At 71.8% G+C, this 21,687-nt stretch carries 19 protein-coding genes; 7 read left to right on the top strand and 12 right to left on the bottom strand.

Going from position 1 to position 21,687, the window contains the following annotated elements; all coding sequences use genetic code 11:
- Positions 1-311: 311 nt before the first annotated feature.
- Positions 312-2,546 (top strand): acetate--CoA ligase family protein, encoded by a 2,235-nt coding sequence (locus ACZ60J_RS17585; protein ID WP_469682788.1) that lies wholly within the window; start codon positions 312-314, stop codon positions 2,544-2,546.
- Between the two features lie 533 nt (positions 2,547-3,079).
- Complete coding sequence (locus ACZ60J_RS17580) at positions 3,080-3,883, top strand: enoyl-CoA hydratase/isomerase family protein (protein ID WP_469682786.1); 804 nt, start codon at positions 3,080-3,082, stop codon at positions 3,881-3,883.
- Between the two features lie 22 nt (positions 3,884-3,905).
- Here the strand turns inward: ACZ60J_RS17580 and ACZ60J_RS17575 are convergent, their stop codons facing one another.
- Together ACZ60J_RS17575 and ACZ60J_RS17570 are read right to left on the bottom strand one after the other, a co-directional pair.
- Entirely contained in the window at positions 3,906-4,691 is a 786-nt protein-coding gene (locus ACZ60J_RS17575; protein ID WP_469682785.1) for a VOC family protein, read from the bottom strand.
- 194 nt (positions 4,692-4,885) lie between these two features.
- Positions 4,886-5,788 carry a hypothetical protein gene (locus ACZ60J_RS17570; RefSeq protein ID WP_469682784.1) on the bottom strand — a complete coding sequence of 301 codons (903 nt, stop codon included), beginning with the start codon at positions 5,786-5,788 and terminating at the stop codon, positions 4,886-4,888.
- 168 nt (positions 5,789-5,956) lie between these two features.
- Here ACZ60J_RS17570 and ACZ60J_RS17565 point away from each other — a divergent pair, with 168 nt between their 5' ends.
- Complete coding sequence (locus ACZ60J_RS17565) at positions 5,957-6,574, top strand: flavin reductase family protein (RefSeq protein WP_469683267.1); 618 nt, start codon at positions 5,957-5,959, stop codon at positions 6,572-6,574.
- Between the two features lie 31 nt (positions 6,575-6,605).
- Here the strand turns inward: ACZ60J_RS17565 and ACZ60J_RS17560 are convergent, their stop codons facing one another.
- Positions 6,606-7,169 (bottom strand): dihydrofolate reductase family protein, encoded by a 564-nt coding sequence (locus ACZ60J_RS17560; protein WP_469682783.1) that lies wholly within the window; start codon positions 7,167-7,169, stop codon positions 6,606-6,608.
- Positions 7,170-7,263: 94 nt separating this feature from the next.
- Between ACZ60J_RS17560 and ACZ60J_RS17555 the strand changes: the two genes are divergently transcribed.
- The gene (locus tag ACZ60J_RS17555) at positions 7,264-8,166 is read left to right on the top strand and encodes a hypothetical protein (protein ID WP_469682782.1); all 903 of its coding nucleotides are present in this window, start codon (positions 7,264-7,266) and stop codon (positions 8,164-8,166) included.
- A 66-nt stretch (positions 8,167-8,232) separates the two neighbouring features.
- Here ACZ60J_RS17555 and ACZ60J_RS17550 read toward each other — a convergent pair whose 3' ends face one another.
- The 3 genes from ACZ60J_RS17550 to ACZ60J_RS17540 form a co-directional block, all read right to left on the bottom strand.
- Positions 8,233-9,300 (bottom strand): Zn-dependent alcohol dehydrogenase, encoded by a 1,068-nt coding sequence (locus ACZ60J_RS17550; RefSeq protein WP_469682780.1) that lies wholly within the window; start codon positions 9,298-9,300, stop codon positions 8,233-8,235.
- Positions 9,297-10,565 (bottom strand): acyl-CoA dehydrogenase family protein, encoded by a 1,269-nt coding sequence (locus ACZ60J_RS17545; RefSeq protein ID WP_469682778.1) that lies wholly within the window; start codon positions 10,563-10,565, stop codon positions 9,297-9,299. The genes ACZ60J_RS17550 and ACZ60J_RS17545 overlap by 4 nt, the downstream gene beginning before the upstream one ends.
- 174 nt (positions 10,566-10,739) lie before the next feature.
- Positions 10,740-11,660, bottom strand: a complete 921-nt coding sequence (locus tag ACZ60J_RS17540) for an SDR family NAD(P)-dependent oxidoreductase (protein WP_469682776.1) — start codon at positions 11,658-11,660, stop codon at positions 10,740-10,742.
- Positions 11,661-11,780: 120 nt separating this feature from the next.
- On the opposite strand from ACZ60J_RS17540, the gene ACZ60J_RS17535 reads away from it, so the two are divergent.
- Together ACZ60J_RS17535 and ACZ60J_RS17530 are read left to right on the top strand one after the other, a co-directional pair.
- Positions 11,781-12,707 carry a cyclase family protein gene (locus ACZ60J_RS17535; protein ID WP_469683265.1) on the top strand — a complete coding sequence of 309 codons (927 nt, stop codon included), beginning with the start codon at positions 11,781-11,783 and terminating at the stop codon, positions 12,705-12,707.
- A gap of 197 nt (positions 12,708-12,904) precedes the next feature.
- Positions 12,905-14,041, top strand: coding sequence for a hypothetical protein (locus ACZ60J_RS17530; RefSeq protein WP_469682775.1), 1,137 nt, complete (start codon positions 12,905-12,907; stop codon positions 14,039-14,041).
- Positions 14,042-14,158: 117 nt separating this feature from the next.
- Here ACZ60J_RS17530 and ACZ60J_RS17525 read toward each other — a convergent pair whose 3' ends face one another.
- The 6 genes from ACZ60J_RS17525 to ACZ60J_RS17500 form a co-directional block, all read right to left on the bottom strand.
- On the bottom strand, positions 14,159-14,860 hold the full coding sequence (locus ACZ60J_RS17525; RefSeq protein WP_469682773.1) for a hypothetical protein: 702 nt from the start codon (positions 14,858-14,860) through the stop codon (positions 14,159-14,161).
- 116 nt (positions 14,861-14,976) lie between these two features.
- Entirely contained in the window at positions 14,977-15,483 is a 507-nt protein-coding gene (locus ACZ60J_RS17520) for a hypothetical protein (protein WP_469682771.1), read from the bottom strand.
- 191 nt (positions 15,484-15,674) lie between these two features.
- A complete protein-coding gene (locus ACZ60J_RS17515) occupies positions 15,675-16,193 on the bottom strand; it encodes an ATP-binding protein (RefSeq protein ID WP_469682770.1) in 519 nt (172 codons plus the stop codon).
- A gap of 399 nt (positions 16,194-16,592) precedes the next feature.
- Positions 16,593-17,522 (bottom strand): acyl-CoA dehydrogenase family protein, encoded by a 930-nt coding sequence (locus ACZ60J_RS17510; protein WP_469682768.1) that lies wholly within the window; start codon positions 17,520-17,522, stop codon positions 16,593-16,595.
- A gap of 7 nt (positions 17,523-17,529) precedes the next feature.
- The gene (locus ACZ60J_RS17505) at positions 17,530-18,693 is read right to left on the bottom strand and encodes an acyl-CoA dehydrogenase (RefSeq protein ID WP_469682767.1); all 1,164 of its coding nucleotides are present in this window, start codon (positions 18,691-18,693) and stop codon (positions 17,530-17,532) included.
- 5 nt (positions 18,694-18,698) lie between these two features.
- A complete protein-coding gene (locus ACZ60J_RS17500; protein ID WP_469682765.1) occupies positions 18,699-19,907 on the bottom strand; it encodes an amidohydrolase family protein in 1,209 nt (402 codons plus the stop codon).
- A 185-nt stretch (positions 19,908-20,092) separates the two neighbouring features.
- Between ACZ60J_RS17500 and ACZ60J_RS17495 the strand changes: the two genes are divergently transcribed.
- Positions 20,093-21,658, top strand: coding sequence for a class I adenylate-forming enzyme family protein (locus ACZ60J_RS17495; RefSeq protein WP_469682764.1), 1,566 nt, complete (start codon positions 20,093-20,095; stop codon positions 21,656-21,658).
- The last annotated feature ends 29 nt before the right edge of the window (positions 21,659-21,687 follow it).

Genomic DNA, 21,687 nt, shown 5'->3' with positions numbered 1-21,687 from the left:
GCGGCCTCCGGCCCGGCCGGGCGGCCGTCCCCGTGCGGCCGTCGCACCCCTCTGACCTCGGCCGAATACTGGTCTGGACCGGGCCCCCTCGATCTGAGACCGTTCCCTGGACGGCCCCGCACGCCATCCCGCGACCCGTCCCGCACACCACCCCGGGAGGGGTCCGGGAGCCGGGCAGCAGGCGTTCCACACATCACCTCCACCAGCTTTCCTGTGCATCCCTGTTCCTGACGGCACGTCAGTTCAGTAATCTGACTACGCGTCAGTTATTGAGATTCGTCGAGGTTCAACGAGCAGGAGCGGGCGGAACGATGCTTGGATCTACTCACGGCACCCTCACCACCGACTTCCGCGCACGTGTCGAGGCCTGCGGGGAAACCCCCAGGACGGCCGTCCACTCCACAGCGGCTCCGTCCGCCGAGGACACGGTCGCGCTGGACGTCAGCGGTCGGCCCCTGCACGCCGACGCTCCCGACCTGGACCGGTTCTTCCGGCCCGAGTCCGTGGCGGTCATCGGCGCCTCGGACGCCGACGGCAGACCGAACACCGGCATCACCCGCCAGCTCATCGCCTGGGCGGAACGCGTCGGCGCCCGGCTGCACCCCGTACACCCCACCCGGACCACGGTCTTCGGGCTGCCCTGCCACGCCTCCGTGGCCGACCTGCCCGAACAGGTGGACCTCGCGGTCCTCCTCGTGGCCGACCCGCTCCCGGTCGTGGAGCAACTGGCGGAGGCCAAAGTAAAGTTCGCGGTCGCCTTCGCCTCCGGCTTCGCCGAGACCGGCGACGAGGGCGCCGCCGCCCAGGCCCGGCTCGGCGCCGCCGTACAGCGCTCTGGCCTGCGCCTCCTCGGGCCCAACACGAACCTCAACGCCTTCGAGAAGTTCCGCGACGACCTCGACGGCCCGGCCATCGCCCTCATCACCCAGTCCGGCCACCAGGGCCGACCGGTGTACACCCTCCAGGAGCTGGGCATCCGCCTCTCCCACTGGGCGCCCACCGGCAACGAGGCCGACCTCGAAACCTCCGACTTCATCTCCTACTTCGCCGAGCAGCCCGAGGTCGGGGCCATCGCCTGCTACGTGGAGGGCCTCAAGGACGGCCGGCAGTTCCTCCTCGCCGCCGACCGGGCCGCCCGCAACGGCGTCCCCGTCGTCGCCGTCAAGGTCGGCCGCACCGAGACCGGCGCCCGCATGGCCGCCTCGCACACCGGGAAGCTGACCGGCGCGGACACCGTCGTCGACGCCGCCATGCGGCAGTTCGGCGTCATCCGGGTCGACGGCCTCGACGAACTCCAGGACACCGCGGCCCTCCTGGCCCGCGCCCGCAAGCCCCTCGCCGACGGCGTGGTCGTCTACTCCATCTCCGGCGGCACCGGCGCCCACTTCTCCGACCTGGCCACCGAGGCGGGACTCACCCTCCCCACGCTCTCCCAGGCCAAACAGGACGAGCTGCACCAGTGGATCCCCGAGTACCTGGGCGTCTCCAACCCCGTGGACAACGGCGGCCACCCCGTAGGCGACTGGCGCGGCCGCAAAATCATCGACGCGATCCTCGCGGACCCCTCGGTCGGCGTCCTGATCTGCCCGATCACGGGCCCCTTCCCCCCGATGAGCGACAAGCTGGCCCAGGACCTGGTGGACGCGGCCGAACAGACCGACAAACTCATCTGCGTGATCTGGGGCTCCCCGGTCGGCACGGAGGAGGCCTACCGCACCACGCTCCTCGGCTCCTCCCGCGTCGCCACCTTCCGCACCTTCGGCAACTGCATCACCGCCGTCCGCGCCTACCTCGGCCACCACCGCTTCACCGCCTCCTACCGCTCCCCCTTCGAAGACGCCCCCCGCACCACCTCGCCCTCCTTCCGCAAGGCCCAGGCCCTCATGCGCCCGGGCCAGCAGCTCAGCGAGCACGCGGCGAAGCAGCTCCTGCGGGCCTACGGGATACGGGTGCCCCGGGAGCAGCTGGTGACCAGCGCGGCAGCCGCCGTACGGGCCGCGGGCCTGGTCGGCTACCCGGTGGTCATGAAGGCCTCGGGGCCGCAGCTCGCACACAAGACGGAACTGGGCCTCGTCAAGATCGGCCTGACCTCGGCGAGCCAGATCCGCGACGCCTACCGCGAGCTCACGGACATCGCACGCTACGAGAACGTCCCGCTGGACGGGATCCTCGTCTGCCAGATGGTGGAGCGCGGCGTCGAAATGGTCGTCGGGGTCACCCAGGACGAACTCTTCGGCCCCACCGTGACCGTCGGTCTGGGCGGGGTCCTGGTGGAGGTGCTGCACGACGTCGCCGTACGGGTGCCGCCGTTCGGGGAGGACCAGGCGCGGGCGATGCTCGGGGAGCTGCGGGGGCATGCGCTGCTGGAGGGGGTCCGGGGGGCGCCCCCCGCCGACGTGGATGCGCTGGTGGAGGTCATCCTCCGGGTCCAGCGGATGGCGATGGAACTGGGCGACGAGCTGTCGGAGCTGGACATCAACCCGCTGATGGTTCTCCCCCGGGGCCAGGGGGCGGTCGCCCTGGACGCCCTGGCCATCTGCCGCTGAGCCCCCTCGCGGAGCCCCCGCAGCCCGGACCCGGGGCCCGCCCCCGGCCCCGGGCTCCGACGGTTGCCGCTGCGCGGGGCGAAGCTCCCCTACCCACCCTTCCACCGTTCCCCGGGCGCTGCCCGGACCCGCGCCTCAAACGCCGGCGAGGCTGAATAGGTGCCCCGGGCTGCGCCCGGACCCCCTGGGGCTCCGCCCCAGACCCCGGTCCTCAAACGCCGGACGGCTGAAAGGAACACACCCCGGCCGGGACAGAAGGCCCACCAGGGGCCTACGGCTCGCCGGGGCTGGAAAGGCGGCCGGGCCGGAGGGATGTCGCGCGGGGTGGGGACGGGGGTGGGGTGGGGTGTTGGTCTGGACGTAAAACGTGATTTGTGGCGCGAGAACAGGCCGTCTCCCTGTCGGAGCCCGGCACAGGGCGCCTAAATCATGAGTCCAGACCAACACCCCACCCCACCCCCGGCACCGCCCCACCCGCAGCCCGCCCCACCCCGGACCGCCCGAACCAATCACCCCCGACGAGGAGTTGCACCATGACCGGCACCCCCGAGGACGAGGTCCTCCACCGATTCGAGAGCGGCGTCTGCTGGATCACCCTCAACCGGCCGGAGGCCATGAACGCGGTCACCTGGGACCAGCGCGAGCGCGTCATCGCGCTCCTCGCCGAGGCCTCCGCCGACCCCGACGTCCGCGCCGTCGTCATCACCGCCACCGGCAAGGGCTTCTGCGCGGGCGCCGACCTGCGCGGCTCCCCGGCCGCCCCGGCGGAGCGGGTCGTCGGCGACGTGGCCCGCATGATCCGGCTCGGCGCGCAGCGGCTGATCACGGCCGTGCTCGACTGCGAGAAGCCGGTCATCGCCGCGGTGAACGGCACCGCGGCCGGCATCGGCGCCCACCTCGCGCTCGCCTGCGACCTGGTCATCGCCGCCGAACCGGCGCGCTTCATCGAGGTGTTCGTCCGCCGCGGCCTGGTCCCCGACGGCGGTGGCGCGTACCTCCTCCCCCGCCTCGTGGGACCGCAGAAGGCGAAGGAGCTGATGTTCTTCGGGGACGCCGTCCCGGCGGCCGAGGCCGAGCGGCTCGGGCTGGTGAACAAGGTGGTTCCCGCCGAGGCCCTGGAGGAGACCGCCCGGGAGTGGGCGGAGCGCCTCGCGCAGGGCCCCACCCGCGCCCTGGCCCTGACGAAGCAGCTGGTCAACGCCTCCCTCGACGGTGACCGGGCGACCGCGCTCGCCGCCGAAGCCACCGCCCAGGAGCTGAACATGACCACGGCCGACGCGAACGAAGGGGTCGCCAGCTTCGTGGAGCGCCGCACCCCGAAGTACCTCGGCCGGTAGCTCCGCCGGCCCCCGCGAGCCGCTACATCCGCGGGTCCGGCGTGAGCAGCGCGAACACCGCTCCCGTCGGGTCCGCCGTCCACGCCATCCGCCCGACCTCCGGGACGTCCGCGGCGGGCATCAGCACCGACCCGCCGCCACCCCGGATCGCGGCCACCGTCGCGTCCACGTCGGCGACGTGGAAGTACGGCACCCAGCGCGGGACTTCGTCACCGACGCCGTCACCCTGGGGTGCGACGCCGCCGAAGGAGCCGTCCTCCTGGTCCCCGTCGGCGATGCTCAGCACCCGGTAGGTCATCCCGGGGGCTTCCATCTCGGCGGAGCGCCACCCGAAGAGGCCGGCGTAGAACTCCACGGCCGCGACCGGGTCGGGTACGTGCAGTTCCGCCCAGACCAGGGTGTTCACCTCGGAGGCCCGCCCCAGCCCGCCGGTCTTCCCCGGCTGCCAGCACGCGAACTCCGCGCCCTGCGGGTCGGTGAACTGCGCCAGCCAGCCCTCCCCCATCACGTCCCCGGGCTCCATGCGCACGACTCCGCCGCCCGCCCTGACGGCGGCCGCCGTCTCCTGGATGTCGGGGGTGTCGAAGTGCAGCATCCACGCCGGGGTGGCGCCCTCCTCGGTGAGCGGCCCGAGGGCGGCGACGGTCTTCCCGTCGACCTGGAAGAAGCCGTAGCCGCCCGCCTGCGGGCCGAGGGAGACGTACTCCCACCCGAAGACGCCGGTGTAGAACGAGACGGCCCCGTCGGTGTCGGGGCTCCCGAGGTCGAGCCAGTTGGGCGATCCCTTGCGGAAGTCGGTGCCGAGCATGAGGGCCTCCTGTGCGTGCGTGCGGCGCTGCTGCGGGGGCCGGGAGTCCGCCTCGGGCCCCCGACCCCCGCCACGATGCCGAGCCCGTACGGGGCACGCGCCCCGGGAAACCCCGCACGTCGGTGGAACCACCCGTACGGCCGCACCCCCGCCCGCACCCCCGCCCGCCCACCGCTCCCGCCCACCCCGCCCGCCTACCGCACCCGCTTCCGCAGCACCCGCACGTCCCCGCCGTCCGGGTCGCCGATCATGACGAACAGCTCGGGCTCCGCCGCCGTGCCCGCCAGGTTCCACACCCGTGCGGCCTGCTCACACTCCGGCACCGTGAGCACTACGGCGGCCCGCTCGTAGAGGTCCTCGTCCGCCTCCCGGGGCTTCCACGTGCCGCGCCCCGAGCAGCGGTCGACCACCTCGAACCCGTCCTCCACGGGGAGCTTCTCCGCCATCACGCCGCCTTGCGCGTCCAGTTCCAACCGGACTCCGTCGCCGGTCCACACGCCGACGTAGTCGCTCTGCGACAGGACCGGCGGCCGGTACGGCTCCGAGGACGACGACCAGGAGGAGCCGGCGACGAAGGCCACCACGGCCGCCGTCGCGGACACCCAGAGCGCCCGGCGCCGTACCGCGGACTTCGTCCGCTGCCGCATCCGCGCGTACACGGCCACCACCACCGGAAGCACCCCGGCGGCCGCGAGCCAGCCGCACGTGGCGGCGTACGGGGCGCTCGTCAGCAGGGCCACCGGGGCGGCGTACAGCACGCCGAGCGCGGCGAGCACCGGCAGGGACCACCAGGGGGCGGGGATCCGGGTGCGGACGCCAAGGGCGTTGGAGAGCTCCAGCACGGGGACGGTGACGAGCGTGCTGTGCACCCAGCCGGCCGCGAAGGCGAGCAGCGGCAGGACGGCGCAGACGAAGAACAGTCCGAAGAGCACGCCGAGTCCGCCGCCGTAGCCCCGGCCGTACGGGTCGTCCACCACGGTGGCGAAGGTGTTCATCTGCCAGAACACCCCGGCGGCCACGAACTGCCCCCCGGCCACGGTCTCCGCACCCGGCGCGATGGCGCTCCAGTCGCGGCGCTTCGGCTCGGCGACGACCACACCGTTCCACGCACCCGTACCAGCCCCAGCCCCAGCCCCAGCCCCAGAACCCATGGCGATCCCCCCGGACCATTAATTGAACACGTTCAACCCAGGGTGGACCCTACACCCCCCTTCCCATCTGACGCACCGTCAGGTTCAATCGAAAATGTGATGGGACACGCAGGGATGGCGGCCACCGTCGTCCGATACCTCAGATCAGTCGGCTCCCTCCCCTCCGCCGCCGCGGAGCCCGGATCCGAACCCGTCGAAGCACTGCCCCGCCCCGATCTGCGGGCCGTCGGCGAAGACGAGCGTGCGCCCGTCAGCCCCGCCGAATTCCGGGCCGTTCTGGGGAACTTCGCCAGCGGGGTCACGATCATCACGTCCCCGCCCGGCGAGGGCGAGGACGGCCCGGCCGGCTTCGCCTGCCAGTCCTTCGCCTCGCTCTCCCTCGACCCGCCGCTGGTCACCTTCATGGTGGCCCGTACGTCGACCACCTGGCCCCGCATCGCGCGCACCGGGGTGTTCTGCGTGAACATCCTCGGCGCCGAACAGGGCGACCTGTGCCGGGCCTTCGCCGTCAGCGGCGCCGACAAGTTCGCCGGCGTCACCCACACCCCGGCCCCGGCCACGGGCTCGCCGCAGCTCGACGCGGTGCCCGCCTGGATCGACTGCCGGATCCACGCCGTCCACACCGGCGGCGACCACCTCATCGTGGTGGGCAAGGTCGAGGCCATGGGCGCGGCCGGCGAGGGCGACCCCCTCCTCTTCCACAAGGGCCGCTTCGGCCGCTTCGCCGACTGACGAACGCCGAGCGCCTCAGCAGGTCTTCGCATCAGCGCCTAGTCTCGTACCTGGTCAGGATCACCCCGCAGGGGAACGTCCGCGTCTCCACCAGCTTCAGGTTCACCCAGGTGTCCAGCGCGGTGAAGAACGGCGTGCCGCCGCCCACCAGGACCGGTGCGGTGGCCAGCACGTACTCGTCGACCAGCCCGGCCCGCACGGCGGCCCCGGCGAGCGTCGCACCCCCGATGTGCATCGGGCCGCCGTCCTGCGCCTTGAGCCGGGTGATCTCGGCGACCGCGTCGCCGGTGACCAGCCGGGTGTTCCCGTCGACCTCCTCGGTCGTCGAGGAGAACACCACCTTGGACAGGTCCCGCCAGCGGCGTGCGTACTCGGCCTCCGCCGGGGTGACCCCGGGCTGCTGGTCGGCGGTCGGCCAGTAGGAGCTCATCGTCTGCCACAGTTTGCGCCCGTACAGCTCCAGGTCGATCCCGACCAGCTGGTCGGACCAGAAGCCGAACAGCTCGTCGCTCGGCACGCTCCAGCCGATGTCGTCGCCGGGCGCCGCGATGTAGCCGTCCAGGGACAGGTTCATGCCGTAGATCAGTTTCCGCATGCCGCAAGCCTTCCGTGAGCCGGTCCCGGACGTACGCACCGACGACGGCGCGCCGCGGGAAGCTATCCTGCCCCTCTCGAACGGGCGGGGGGCCATGAGAGACACGTACGAGCCGGGGCACAGCCGGTGGACCGGCGTCACCGGCTGGCTGACGGTGGGCTGCGCGCTCGCCGCGATCCTCAGCGCACTGCTGGCCGTCTCGGACTACCCGCCGCTGACGGCCGAGCTGGGCTTCGGCGGAGCCTCCGCCTTCTTCGCCTGCTGCTGGGTCGTGGCCTCGTACCGGGCCCGGTACGGTCCGCTGGACAAGCCGCGGCCGCTGCCCGGCGCCCGCCCCACGGACCGGGTCCTGAGCTGGCTGTTCGCCTTCGGGGTGCCGTTCGCGGTGGCCGCCGCCTGGATGGTGGGTGTCACCGGCTCCAGCGCGGAGGGCATGGAGCGCGAGCACCTGGAACGGATCGGCTACGAGCAGCGCAAGGTGGAGATCGTCCGGCCGGTCGGCGATTCCGAGTACAGCCCGCCCGGGGAGGACACCGCGGGTTTCTGGACCACCGACCTCCTCGTGCGCGTCCCCTTCACCGCCGGCCCGCGCGAGCTGGTCCTGGAGGGGTACAGCACCAGCCGGCAGCCCGAGCCGGGGATGCGCGTGGACGCCTACTACGCCCCCGGCCACCCCGAGGAGGGCGCCGCGGAGCACTGGTCGCTGGCTCCCGCCGGCCTGGTCTTCGGCTACGTCATGGCCGTGCTCTTCGTCCTGCCGTTCCTCATCGGAGCGGGCGCCTGGATCAAGTCGGAGCTGTACGACTTCCAGGTGACGCGGCTGCGCCGGTTCCGCCCCGTCCTGCACCTGCCGGTCTTCGGCATCCTGCTGTGCGGGCTGGTCCTGCTGCTGCCCGTTGCCCTGGAGTTCGAGGTCGGCGGCTACCACCGGCTGCCCGCCTTCCTCGCCGGCCTGACGCCGGCGCTGGCGCTGGCCTGGGTGGTCCGGGAGAACTGACCCGGACCACCCGCCCGCGCTCGGCAGCGGTCGCCACGCCCGGAAGACGCAGAAGGCTCAGAAGACTCAGAAGGTGAGCACCCCGCGGGCCACCCGCCCGTGGTGGGCGTCGTCCACGGCCTTGGCGAAGTCCTCCACCGGGTAGACCTCCGTGACCAGTTCGTCCAGCAGCAGCCTGCCCTGCCGGTAGAGCTCCGCGTAGAGCGCGATGTCCCGCTGCGGGCGCGAGGACCCGTACCGGCAGCCCATGATCGTCTTGTCCAGGTACATGGACGAGACCTGGAAGGCCGCTTCCTCCTTGAAGCCGGGCACGCCGAGCAGGACCGCCTGTCCGTGCCGGTCCAGCAGGTCGATCGCCTGCCGGATCAGCTTGACGTTGCCCACGCACTCGAAGGCGTGGTCGGCGCCCGTGGGCAGGATCTCCTTCACGGCCGCCGAGGAGTCCGCCACCGCAGAGGCGTCGATGAAGTGCGTGGCGCCGAACTGCCGGGCCACCGCCTCCTTCGCCGGGTTCGCGTCGACCGCCACGATGGTCGTGGCGCCCGCGATCCGCGCGCCCTGGAGCACGTTCAGCCCGATGCCACCCGTCCCGATGACGACCACGCTCTCGCCCCGGTCCACCTTCGCCCGGTTCAGCACGGCGCCGACGCCCGTCAGGACCCCGCAGCCGATCAGGGCGGCCGAGGTCAGCGGGATGTCCTTGGGGATCTTCACGGCCTGCACGGCCTTGACGATCGTCCGCTCCGCGAAGGCCGAGTTGGACGCGAACTGGAAGAGCGGCTTGCCGCTGCGCGAGAACGGCTGCCCCGGCATCCCGATCGCCTTGCGGCACATGGTGGGCCGGCCGCGGTCGCAGTCGGCGCACGCCCCGCAGTTGGCGAGCGTGGACAGCGAGACGTGGTCACCGGGCACCACGTGCGTGACCCCGGAACCGACCGCCTCCACCACGCCCGCGCCCTCGTGCCCCAGCACCACCGGCGGCGGGAACGGGATCGTCCCGTCGATCACCGACAGATCGCTGTGGCACAGCCCGGCCGCCGCTATCGCGACCAGCACCTCCCCCGGCCCCGGGTCCCGGATCTCCAGATCGTCGACCACCTGGGCCTGCTTGCCGTCGAATACGACGCCCCTCATCTGGACTCCTTAGGCAGGCCGAGCACGCGCTCGGCGATGATGTTGCGCTGGATCTCGTCCGAGCCGCCGTAGATGGTGTCGGCGCGGGTGAACAGGAACAGCCGCTGCTCCTCGTCGAGTCCGAGTTCGTACGGGGTCCCCGGCGACCAGTGCCCCGGCCCGGCCGTGGCCACCGCTCCCCGGACCTCCACCGCCAGCTCCCCGAGCCGCCGGTGCCAGCCGCCCCACAGCAGCTTGGCCACGCTGGGCGCACCCGGGTCCCCGTCCTGGGAGCCGAGGGTCCGCAGGGCGTTCCACCGCATCGTGCGCAGCTCGGCCCACTGCCGTACGAGGCGTTCGCGCAGGGCCGGGTCGCCCGCGCCGGTGTCCACGTACGCCCGGACCACCCGCTCCAGTTCGGCCGCGAAGCCGATCTGCTGGACGAGCGTGGAGACCCCGCGCTCCAGCGCGAGCAGCCCCATGGCCACGGACCAGCCGTTGCCCTCCCCGCCGACCACCTCGGCGGCGACGGCCCCGTCGAAGAACACCTCGTTGAACTCCGAGGTTCCCGACATCTGCCGGATCGGCCGGACCTCGACCCTGCCCGGCTGGTCCATGCGGACCAGCAGGAAGGACAGCCCGCGGTGGCGCCGCGACCCGGCCTCGGTGCGGGCCAGGACGAAGCACCATTCGGCGTCCTGGGCGAGCGAGGTCCAGATCTTCTGCCCGGTGACCCGGTACAGGCCGTCGGACGCGTCGCGCACGGCGGCCGTGCGGATCCCGGCGAGGTCGGAGCCCGCGCCGGGTTCGGAGTACCCCTGGCACCACAGCTCCTCGCCGCGGGCGATGCCGGGGAGGAAGCGGGCCCGCTGCTCCGGGGAGCCGTAGGCGATCAGGGTCGGCGCGAGGAGGTTCTCGCCGATGTGGCCGACCCGGGCCGGGGCGCGCGCGGCCGCGTACTCCTCGGCCCACACGACCTGCCCGGTGAGGGAGAGCCGCCGGTTCCCGTACGGGCCGCACGATCCGTACGGGCCCTGCGCCCCGGCGGGGCCGCCGGCACCGTCCGTAGCGCCGTCACCGCCCCCGGGGGTCTGCCAGCCCTGCCCGATCCAGCCGCCCCGGCCCAGCTCGCGCTCCCACGCGCGCCGGATCTCGACCCCCTCGTGCTCGCTGCCGGGCCCGCCGAGGCCGACGGCCTCCTCGTACGGGCCCACGAGGTGCTCCGCCAGCCACGCCCGCGCGTGAGCGCGCAGCTCCTCGTCCTCCTCGTCGAAGCGGAAGTCCATGGTCGGTACCCCCCTTGGGTCCTGTCCGGCCGCTGCGGCCGGCCTCTCGCGCCTTGGCACGCGTACGCGCGCATCCACCGGGTCCACCGGGCTCGCCCGGAACACCCGGAGCTGCCGATGCAGCCGGAACGCCTGGAGCAGCCCGAGCAGCGCCCCCGAACGCCCGGCCAGGGCTTACGCGTTGGGGCGCTCCTTGGCGGCCGCCGCCTTGGCCATGGCTTCGAGCTGGGCGAGCATCGGCATCGGGTCGGTGCCCACCGTCCCCGGCAGGAAGTCGGCGATCTTCTCGGGGGTCCAGGACCCCTCGGCGTAGCCGGCGCGCAGTTCGCGGGGCTGGGCCCAGACGGCGATCTTCGGGCCGGCGATCGTGTAGACCTGCCCGGTGATCTTCTCCCCGCCGACGGCCACGGCCTGGTCGGAGAGCAGGTAGGTCACCAGCGCCGCCACGTCCTCGGGCTCGCCGATCTCCTTGAGCTCCATCGGCACGTTGGCCGACATCCGGGTGCGTGCGACGGGCGCCACGGCGTTGGCGGTGACCCCGTACTTGGCCAGCCCCAGGGCCGCCGACCGGACGAGCGAGATGATCCCGCCCTTGGCCGCACTGTAGTTGGCCTGGGCCACGGAGCCCTGGTGGTTTCCGCTGGTGAAGCCGATCAGCGTGCCGGTGCCCTGGCGGCGCATGACGGCGGAGGCCGCGCGGAAGACGGTGAACGTGCCCTTGAGGTGGGTGGCGACCACCGGGTCCCACTCCTCCTCGGACATGTTGAACAGCATCCGCTCGCGGAGGATGCCGGCGACGCACACGACTCCGTCGATGCGTCCGTACTGGGCGAGCGCGGTGTCGACGATGCGCTGCCCGCCCGCCATGGTCGAGATGTCGTCGGCGACGGCCACGGCCTCTCCACCGGCGGCGACGATCTCCTTCACCACGGCTTCGGCGATCTCGCTGGTGGGCTCGTTGCCCTCCATTCCCACGCCGTAGTCGTTGACGACGACCCTGGCGCCCTCGGCGGCCGCGGCGAGTGCCACGGCCCGTCCGATGCCCCGGCCGGCGCCTGTGACGGCGACGACTTTGCCTGCCAAGAAGTTCCCCACGTCCGGCCCCTTCCCGCGTTTTCTGACGGTCCGTTAGATTCTATGGGCACCTCGATGCGCGAGCACAAGCCCCAGTTCGCCACCACGGCCCGATTGCCCCTCAAGGAGCTGATGAGATCCATGGCCATGCCCGCCGAGTTCCACGACATCGCCAAGCGCGTCAACAACTGGGGCCGGTGGGGCGCCGACGACGAGATCGGCACCCTCAACCTGATCACCGACGAGGTGGTCCGCGCGGCGGCGGCCGAGATCCGCACCGGGCGCCGCATCCCGCTGGCCCTCCCCCTCAAGGAGGACGGGGTGCAGTCCGGCATGATCCCCGGCCGGATCAACCCGCTGCACACGATGGTGCAGATCAACCAGGAACTCTTCGGCCCGGGCACGGTGGCCTGCAGCGACGACGCGGTGACCTTCGGCCTCCAGGCCGGCACGCACTGGGACGCGCTCACGCACGTCTCGCACTCGGGGAAGATCTACAACGGCCGCCCGGCCGGCACCATCACGGCCCACGGGCGGGCCGAGTTCAGCGGCATCGACAAGGCCGGGCACATCGTCTCGCGCGGGGTCCTGCTGGACGTGGCCCGCGCCAAGGGCCTGGACCGGCTCCCGGGAGGCCACGCGGTCACCCCCGAGGACCTGTCGGAGGCCGAGGAGTTCGCCGGGGTCACCGTCCGCGCGGGCGACATCGTCCTGGTCCGCACCGGCCAGGTGCAGGTCTACCTGGCGGGCGACAAGCACGGCTACGGCTACCCGTCCCCCGGCCTGTCCGTCCGTACGCCCGAGTGGTTCCACGCCCGGGACGTGGCGGCCGTCGCGAACGACACGCTGACCTTCGAGATCTTCCCGCCGGAGCTGGACAACCTGTGGCTGCCGGTGCACGCACTGGACCTGGTCGAGATGGGCATGCACCAGGGCCAGAACTGGAACCTCGAAAAGTTGTCCACAGCCTGTGCGGAAGAATCCCGCTACACGTTCCTCCTCTCCGCCATGCCGGAACCCTTCGTCGGCGCGGTCGGCACCCCGGTGGCCCCGATCGCCATCCTCTGAGCGGGGGCCACACCCCGGGCGCACGAGGGGGGCAGTGGTCGACGCCCTGGAGTGCGTCCGCCACTGCCCTTCCGCCTGTTTGAGATTGCCGTTTCCGGTACGGCGCAGCCCGCCGGTCGTCATGCTCGTTTGTCATGACGGACCCACGTGGTGGCGCGAACCTCCCACCCGGCCCACCGGGCCGGGACCAGCCCCTGATGCTCCTGCTGGCAGCATTGCTCGCCGCCGGCGGCATGCTCCTCTTCACGCTGGCGAAGGACCAGTCCCACACCGAAGGCCGAAGTCTGACCCTCTGGGAGAAGGCGGGAGGGAAGACGGAGGAAGTGGACTCGGGTAAACCCGTCGCGTTCACCTTCCCCATACCCCGTGGGTACGAGCGAGCCGAACTGTCCGTCTCCATCGCGAAGGACTTCACCTGCGGCCGCGGCACGACGATCGACGTCCGCGCCGTGGACGGTCAGGCGAAGCCCTTCCAGAAGTCGGTGCCGGGTGAGGCGGCCGCCAACTTGACTCGCAACATGGTGGAGATCCCCATCCGGACCTCTGCCACGAGCGTCACCCTCTCCCTCACCCTCAGCAAACCCGTCGAGTGCCCGATCGAAGTGACGGTGCAGCGCGAATCCGCCTCGACCCCGGAGAAGGAGAAGCCGCTTCCCCAGCCGCTCACGGCATTCGCGGGAGTACTGGTGCTGTGCGGGGGTTTGACGGCCGCAAGACCAGCGCTGGTGCTCTACTCCCGTTTGCGGCGGGAGGAGAGGAACGGCAACGAATCGCGCGCCCGGGTCCGCGAAGCGGAGGAGAACCTCGAAGAGAACCTCCGCCTCCACCATCCGCCCCAGTCCGAAGGCGGGGGGATCGGCACTCCGGAACGCAGCGGCCTGCTGTTCTCAGACCTGTGGAGAGTGAACCACCGGAGACTGGATCACTACCACGCGACCGCCTTGGGGCAGGCGACCAAGTCCTTCCGGAACGCACAGCTCGCCATGGGTACCGGTTTCATCCTCCTGGTCGGATTCACCTTGCTGGCTCTGGTCGCGAAAACGACCACCGCAAGCATCGTCGCCGGCGCTCTCGGGGTGACCTCTGCCGCGCTCGCCGGCTACGTGAGTCGCACCTTCGTCCGATCCCAGGAATCTTCCGCCGGACACTTGCGCGCCTACTTCGACCAGCCCTTGGAGCTGTCCCGCTACCTCGCCGCAGAACGGCTGGTCATGGAGGCGCAGCTTCCCACCCAAGAGCGTGCCCAGCTACTTGCGGCTGTGGTTCAGGCGATGGTCAGCCCTCCGCAGCCGGCCTCCGACGTGCGAGCGGACGGCCCTGCCGAACCGCGATGAAGCCCAGGCCCTCACGGCCTGATGGGAGGCCGACCGGAGTTCGCCGATTCCCTCGGCCACGAAGTCGCCGACGAGAGGCGGTGGTCCGGGACCACCGCTTCCACGGTCGCCCTACGGTCAGCCCTTGGCGCAGATCACGTCGTACGGGCGGCCCACCGCCATGGTCAGCTGCATCGGCTCCGTGGTGCCGGACGGGCACTCGGCCTTCGTCTTGACCAGGCCGAGCACCTTGTACGCGCCCGAGCCGCCCGAGGCGCAGGGGACCTCCTGGGCCTGGTCGGTGACGCAGTCGCCCTGGACCAGCTGGCCGCCGCCGGCGCCCGCGTCGCCGGGGTGCTCGCCGGTCAGGTTCCGGCCGCACACGGTGTTGGTGGGGATGCCGCCCGACTTCGCGGAACCGTAGGAGATGCTCACCTGGATCATCAGGTCGGTGCCGGGCGGGCACTGGATCGCGCCCGGCAGGATACTGGCGTCCTTGATGTCGATCGCCTTGAAGGTGGCGCCGGAGGCCGAGCACTTCTGCGGCCGGTAGCCGTCCGGCTTGTTGTCCGGGTCGGGGCCGCCGCAGTCGCCCACCGCCCACGAGCTCGACGTGTCGGAGGAGGACTCCGGGTTCCCCGGGTCCTTGGAGGGCGCCGCGGAAGCCGGTGAGGAGGCGGAGGAGGAGGGCTTGGCGTCGCTCCCGCCGCCGTCCTTGCCGAGCCACTGGAAGGCTCCGTAGCCGCCCGCGACGACCAGCACGAGGACGAGGAATCCGGGGAGTCTGCTCCCGCGGCGCCTCGGGGTGGACGGAGGCGTCACCTCGTACGGGTTTGCCATCTGCGCTCCTCCTGCGGTGAGGGTGGGTTCTCGGGGTGGAGTGACGTGTCACCCGCACAAGAGACACGTCATGTACACCTCATGGTTCCCCGCGTACGGATCCCGCGGAGCAGCGCTCAGGCCTCCAGGGATTCCTCCGGGCCGTCCTTGGTCGCGCCCACGATCTTGGCTCCCACGAAGACGGCGCCCAGGGCGGCCGCGGCGACGCCGGTGGCCGCCACCGTCTGGAACAGCCTCTCCTGCAACCGCTTGTTCTCGCTGTCCTTCTCGGCCGCCTGGTCCACGTTCCGCTGCATGCGGTCGTGCAGGGAATCCCGTTGCTCCGCGTCGAGGTCGTCCCTGCGCAGGTCTTCCCTGAGGGCGTCACGCTGATCCTGGGAGGCCTGCTGGAAGCGCTCCTGGCTCTTCTCGTTGGCGTCGAGCGTGGCCTTGTGCGCCTTGCGTATCGACTCCACGGAGTGCTTGGCGAGGTCCTTGAACTCGGGGAACATCTCGATGAGCTTCAGGCGGGCCTCGCTGCCCATGTCGGGCATCATCGCCGCGAACCGGACCACCTTCTCCCGGGAGAGGTGCCTCCAGTTCGCGATCCCGAGCCGGCGCTTGAGCTTCTCGTCGTCGTCCATGCCCCAAGCTCCGTCCGCGTACTTCCCGGTACCTGCGGGTGGCGGCGGCGCGCATGCGCGCCCCGAGCGCGGCACGGCGGCCGCCACCCCACGACCCGCACTCGTCAAGGCAGGACTGACCCTTGGCGTCCCCTCGCGACGAATCGTTGAACACAAGAGTGATCACCAGTTGACGAACCGTCAACACCTCGTTAGAGGTACACGTGCGGTTCCCGGATCGCGGAACGGATTTCCGGCCCGCCGCCAAGGATGTCCGCCCGCCCCTCCGCGACCCCTTCCAGAGCCTCCTCCACGATCCCCTCCGCGATCCCCTCCGCGGTCTTCTCCTCGCGGTCGATCTCGCACCAGATCCGCTTCCCGGCGCCCTCGCGCTGCCAGCCCCAGCGGTCCGCGAGCCCGTCCACGAGCTCCAGTCCGCGGCCGCCCGTGTCGTCCCCGGCGGCCTGCCGCGGGGACGGGGCCCGGTCGCTCGCGTCCGCGACCTCCACCCGCACCCCCGGCTCCCCGAAGAGCATGCGCAGCACGGCCGGACAGCCGGTGTGCACGACGGCGTTGGTGACGAGCTCGGAGATCAGCAGGATCAGCGTCTCGGCGAGCGGCTCGTCATCCCCTATGCCGCAGCCCGCGAGCCGGGAGCGGGCCCATCGGCGGGCCCGGCCGACCTCGGCGGGGTCCGGTCCTACCTCCAGCTGCACCTGAAGCACCTGCACCGCTCACACCATCCGAACCGGCGGACACTTCGCCTCACGAGGGGACGACGGGGTCACAGCGCGTGACCCCCTTGCGGAGCAGCATGGTTGACCTACAGTCACCACAACAAGCGCTTCGGGCATATTCCAGCGTGAAGGAGTAGGCGTGGTGCATACTGTGCGGCGCTTCCGCCGCTCAACCGCTTGCATTCCCGGGAGCGTACCGGAGCGACCCCCCGCCTCCGGGCCGCAATGAGTCGGGCGAAGGACACAAACCGATATCAACTCTCTGTAATCGGACATGCGTCCCGCGCCGTCCCTCCCGCACCCCTCCGTCACAGCGAGCGAGCAGGCGACCGAACCCTGGCACAGCCGGTCCCCCGCACAGTCCCCCGCACAGCCCCCGGCTCGGCCCCCCGCCTACTCCGCCGCCGCCAGCAGCTCCGCCGCCAGTGCCTCCTCCGCCTGCGCCGCCGTCCGCCACTGCTCCGCCCGCACCCACGCCCGCTTCAGGTGCAGGTGCACGTCCGCCTCCCAGGTGAAGCCCATCCCGCCGTGCACCTGCAGGCAGTCCCTGGCGTTGCGCACGGCCGCCTCGTCGGCCAGCAGCTTGGCTCCGGCCACCTCCGCCGGGTCGGCCGTCACGGCGGCCGCGTAGACCGCCGTACGGGCCACCTCGGCCCGCACCAGCATCTGCGCGCACAGGTGCTTGACGGCCTGGAACGCCCCGATCTGCTGCCCGAACTGCTCGCGCTCCTTGGCGTACCGCACGGCCAGCTCCACCGTCCGCAGCGCGCTGCCGAGCTGCAGGGCCGCCGTCAGCAGTGCGCCCTCGTCCCGGTACGTCCCGGCCGCGACCGGCCGTCCCGGTACGGAGACCCGCGCCAGCGGGGTCAGCGGGTCCGCGGAGCGCACCGGCTCCCCGGCGTAGACCTCCACCGGCTCCCCGTCCGCGCCGAGGACCGCGTCGGCCTCGCCGAGGTGGGCCACCAGCGGGCCCTCCATGTCGAAGGCCGTCACCACCGCCGCGCCCTCCGCGGCCCCCGCGACCAGCCCGGCGGCCAGGTGGGTGGCGACCAGCGGGCCGGGCAGCAGCGCCCGCCCGGCCTCCTCGAAGAGGAGGACGGCCTCGGGGAGCCCGAGGCCGACCCCGCCCTCGTCCTCCGGGAGCCGCAGCGCGAAGAACCCGGCCTCGCCGAGCTCCCGCCACAGGGCCCGGTCCACCGACCGGCCGGTGGCGGCCGCCCCGTCCACCGAGGCGCGCAGCGCGTCGCGGTCGTAGCGGCCCTCCAGGAGGTCCCGTACGCCTGCCCGCAGGTCCCGCTGGTCCTGCGTCGGCTGGAAGTCCACGGATCGCTCACCTGCCCTTCGGAAGGCCGAGGATGCGCTCGGCCACGATGTTCTGCTGGATCTGCGAGGTGCCCGCCGCGATCGTGTACGAGAGCGAGGAGAGCCGGTCCAGGGTCCACTCCTCCTCCAGCGAGAGGGACTGCGCCCCCAGCACCTCGGCGGCCGTGTCGTACAGCTCCTGGCGCGCGTGCGAGTACGCCAGCTTGAAGACGCTGCCGCCGATGCCGGGGACCCCGCCGGAGCGTTCCGATTCGCTGACGTTCCACTGGGTGAGCCGCCACAGGGCGCCGAACTCCCCGTACAGCCGGCCCAGCCGGCGCCGCAGCACCGGGTCGTCCCAGCGGCCGTTGGCCTTCGCGGCGCGCGCCAGCTCGCCCAGGGTGCGGCGGCAGGCGACGACCTCGCCGACGAAGGCGGTGCCGCGCTCGAAGGACAGGGTCACCATCGTGACCCGCCAGCCGTCGTTCTCCGCGCCGACCCGGTTGGCGACCGGGACCCGGACCTCGTCGAGGAACATCTCCGCGAACTCCGTGGACCCGGCCAGGGTGCGCAGCGGCCGGATCGTCACCCCGGGGGCGTCCATCGGCATGGCCAGCCAGGAGATCCCGCGGTGCTTGGGGGTGGTCTCGCTGATCGGATCCGTCCTGACCAGCAGCTCGCACCAGTCGGACACCTCCGCGTGCGAGGTCCATATCTTCGAGCCGGTGATCACGTACTCGTCGCCGTCGCGGACGGCGCGGGTGCGCAGCGAGGCCAGGTCGGAGCCCGCGCCGGGCTCGCTGAAGCCCTGGCACCACATCTCGTCGCCGCGCAGGACGGGCGGCAGCCAGCGCGCCCGCTGCTCCGCGGTGCCCTCGGCGGCGATGGTCGGCCCGGCGTGCAGCAGTCCGACGAAGTTCGCACCGACGTACGGGGCTCCCGCGCGCTCGGTCTCCTCCAGGTAGATCAGGTGCTGCGTGGGCGTGGCCCCGCGGCCGCCGGCGTCGACCGGCCAGTGCAGTCCGGCGTACCCGGCGTCGTACAGCCGGCGCTGCCAGCCCGCGTCGTAGGCGCGGCGGCCCGGCCAGTCGTCGGGGGAGGGCCTGGGCGGCAGCCCGGGGAGCACGTGTGCGAGCCAGGCCCGCAGCCGGGCCCGGAACTCGCGCTCCTCCTCGGTATAGGTGAGGTCCACTGCGCCTACCGCCCCGTCCGCCGGTCCTTGTCGAAGTCAAGTCCGAGCATACGGATGGCATTTCCGCGCATGAGCTTGTACACCGTTTCTTCGTCGAGACCCTTGACGTGGTCGAGGGCGACCTCCTTGGTGTGCGGGAAGGTCGAGTCCACGTGCGGGTAGTCGGTTTCGAAGGTGGCGTTGTCGCGGCCGACGACGTCCAGCGAGGCGATGCCGTGCTTGTCGCGGAAGAAGCAGCAGAACATCTGCCGGTAGTAGTACGTGGACGGCGGCTCGGGGATCAGGTCCCTGACCCCGCCCCAGGCCCGGTGCTCCTCCCAGACGTCGTCGGCGCGCTCCAGGGCGTACGGGATCCAGCCCATCTGGCCCTCGCTGTAGGCGAGTTTCAGCGTCGGGAACTTGACGAGGACCCCGCTGAAGAGGAAGTCCATCATCGAGGCCATGGCGTTGTTGAAGCTGAGCGAGGCCTGTACGGCGGGCGGGGCGTCGGGGGATGCGGCGGGCATCTGGGAGCTGGACCCGATGTGCATGTTGACGACGGTGCCGGTCTCCTGGCAGACGGCGAAGAAGGGGTCCCAGTAGCCGGAGTGGATGGACGGCAGGCCGAGGTAGGTGGGGATCTCGGAGAAGGTCACGGCCCGCACGCCGCGGGCGGCGTTGCGGCGGATCTCGGCGACGGCCAGGTCGATGTCCCAGAGCGGGATGATGCAGAGCGGGATGAGGCGGCCGCCGCTGTCGCCGCACCACTCCTCGACCATCCAGTCGTTGTACGCGCGCACGCAGGCCAGGGCCACTTCCTTGTCCTTCGCCTCGGCGAAGGTCTGCCCGCAGAAGCGCGGGAAGGTCGGGAAGCACAGGGAGGCCTCGACGTGGTTGAGGTCCATGTCGAGCAGGCGCGCCTTGGGGTCCCAGCAGCCGCGCCGCATCTCCTCGCGGGTGATGCCCTCCAGGGTCATCTCGTCGCGGTCGAAGCCGACGGCGGCGATGTTGCGCTTGTACGGGAACTTCAGGTCCTCGTAGATCCACCAGTCGGTCGGCGGGCCGTCGGGGTCCATGGTGATCACGTACTTGCCGCCGGTGTAGGCGAGCTCGCCGATGCCGGCGGTGAGGGCCTTGGGGCCGCGGTCGCGGTACTTGGCCGGCAGCCACACGTCGAAGAGGTGGGCCGGTTCGATGACGTGGTCGTCGACGCTGATGATCCGAGGCAGTTCCATGGTGTCCCCTCGCTGAATCCCGTTGGACCTGATCCGCTCCGACATCCCGAATCTGATGGAGCGTCAGAAATCTGGAACCAAGCTAGCTCCCCACCCCTGGACCGACAAGCGTCCGCGCTCTACGCTCTGCGCTGGATCTGACTATCCGTCAGGTCATGTGGCGGCCAAGGGGAGGCGGGTCCGGGATGACGGACAAGAGCACCGCAGTCGAACTCAGCCGGTCCCGCACCCTGTGGGACCTGATCACCCGCCGGGCCGCCATGACCCCGGACGCCCCCGTCCTCATAGAGGCCGCCGAAGGCCCCGAGCAGAACGCGGCCGACGACCGGCGGCTGACCTTCGCGGAGCTGCGCGACCGCTCGGAGCAGGTCGCGGCCGGCCTGTACGGCATGGGCGTGCGCCCCGGCACGGTGGTCGCCTGGCAGCTCCCCACCCGCATCGAGACCGTGCTGCTCTCGGTCGCCCTCGCCCGCATCGGCGCCGTCCAGACCCCCGTCATCCCCTTCTACCGGGACCGCGAGGTCGGCTTCGCGCTGCGCGAGTCGAAGGCGGAGTTCTTCGCCGTCCCCGGCACCTGGCGCGGCTTCGACCACACCGCGATGGCACACCGCCTCGGCGCGCACGGCGTCTTCGAGGCCTACGACTCCCTCCCGACGGGCGACCCGGCCGTGCTCCCCCCGCCCCCCGAGGAGGGCGTCTCGGTCCGCTGGATCTACTGGACCTCGGGCACCACCTCGGACCCCAAGGGAGTCCTGCACACCGACCGCTCCCTCATCGCGGGCGGCTCCTGCCTGGCCCACGCCCTGCACCTGTCACCGGACGACGTCGGCTCGATGGCCTTCCCGTTCGCCCACATCGCCGGCCCCGACTACACGGTGATGCTCCTGCTCTACGGGTTCCCGGCGGTCCTCTTCGAGAAGTTCGCGATGCCCGACGCCCTGGACGGCTACCGCCGCCACGGGGTCACGGTCGCCGGCGGCTCCACGGCCTTCTACTCCATGTTCCTCACCGAGCAGCGCAAGGACCCCTCCGCCAAGCTCATCCCCACCCTGCGCCTCCTCGCGGGCGGCGGGGCCCCGAAGCCCCCGGAGATCTACCACGCGGTCGTCCGCGAACTGGGCTGCCAGCTCACCCACGGCTACGGCATGACCGAAGTCCCCATGATCACGATGGGCGCCCCGGACGACACCGCGGACAACCTCGCCACCACCGAGGGCCGCCCGCCGGAGGGCATGTCGATCCGCATCACGACCCCGGAGGGCGCGCTCCTGCCCCCGGACACCGACGGGGAGGTCCGCCTGCGCGGGGAGGCCGTCTGCCAGGGATACCTGGGCCGGGAGGAGAACGCCGGCACCTTCGACGCCGACGGCTACCTGATCACCGGCGACCTCGGCCACCTCACCAAGGACGGCTACCTGGTCCTGACGGGCCGCAGCAAGGACGTCATCATCCGCAAGGGCGAGAACATCTCGGCGAAGGAGATCGAGGACCTCCTCCACCAGCTCCCGACCGTGGCCGACGTCGCCGTCATAGGCCTCCCGGACCCGGAACGCGGCGAGCGCGTCTGCGCGGTGATCGAGCAGCCCCCCGGCGCCGCCCCCCTGACCCTGGCCGAGGCGGTCTCGTACCTCCGCACGGAGGGCCTCTCCCCGCACAAGCTCCCGGAACAACTGGAGCTGGTCGACGCCCTCCCCCGCAACGACGCCCTGCGCAAGGTCCTCAAGTACAAGCTCCGCGAACGCTTCGCGTAGCCGTCGCAGCCCTCCGGGCACCCCCGGGG

The sequence above is a fragment of the Streptomyces sp. NPDC104226 genome (assembly GCF_055584085.1).
This window is presented reverse-complemented; position numbering and strand designations above follow the sequence as displayed.

Bases quoted from the DNA above. Each gene is read 5' to 3' on its own strand.
- ACZ60J_RS17525 (WP_469682773.1), bottom strand. From the start codon at position 14,860: ATGGCAAACCCGTACGAGGTGACGCCTCCGTCCACCCCGAGGCGCCGC.
- ACZ60J_RS17565 (WP_469683267.1), top strand. From the start codon at position 5,957: ATGGCGGCCACCGTCGTCCGATACCTCAGATCAGTCGGCTCCCTCCCC.
- ACZ60J_RS17550 (WP_469682780.1), bottom strand. From the start codon at position 9,300: ATGAGGGGCGTCGTATTCGACGGCAAGCAGGCCCAGGTGGTCGACGAT.
- ACZ60J_RS17560 (WP_469682783.1), bottom strand. From the start codon at position 7,169: ATGCGGAAACTGATCTACGGCATGAACCTGTCCCTGGACGGCTACATC.
- ACZ60J_RS17575 (WP_469682785.1), bottom strand. From the start codon at position 4,691: ATGCTCGGCACCGACTTCCGCAAGGGATCGCCCAACTGGCTCGACCTC.
- ACZ60J_RS17500 (WP_469682765.1), bottom strand. From the start codon at position 19,907: ATGGAACTGCCTCGGATCATCAGCGTCGACGACCACGTCATCGAACCG.
- ACZ60J_RS17580 (WP_469682786.1), top strand. From the start codon at position 3,080: ATGACCGGCACCCCCGAGGACGAGGTCCTCCACCGATTCGAGAGCGGC.
- ACZ60J_RS17520 (WP_469682771.1), bottom strand. From the start codon at position 15,483: ATGGACGACGACGAGAAGCTCAAGCGCCGGCTCGGGATCGCGAACTGG.
- ACZ60J_RS17555 (WP_469682782.1), top strand. From the start codon at position 7,264: ATGAGAGACACGTACGAGCCGGGGCACAGCCGGTGGACCGGCGTCACC.
- ACZ60J_RS17535 (WP_469683265.1), top strand. From the start codon at position 11,781: ATGGCCATGCCCGCCGAGTTCCACGACATCGCCAAGCGCGTCAACAAC.
- ACZ60J_RS17495 (WP_469682764.1), top strand. From the start codon at position 20,093: ATGACGGACAAGAGCACCGCAGTCGAACTCAGCCGGTCCCGCACCCTG.
- ACZ60J_RS17545 (WP_469682778.1), bottom strand. From the start codon at position 10,565: ATGGACTTCCGCTTCGACGAGGAGGACGAGGAGCTGCGCGCTCACGCG.
- ACZ60J_RS17585 (WP_469682788.1), top strand. From the start codon at position 312: ATGCTTGGATCTACTCACGGCACCCTCACCACCGACTTCCGCGCACGT.
- ACZ60J_RS17530 (WP_469682775.1), top strand. From the start codon at position 12,905: ATGCTCCTGCTGGCAGCATTGCTCGCCGCCGGCGGCATGCTCCTCTTC.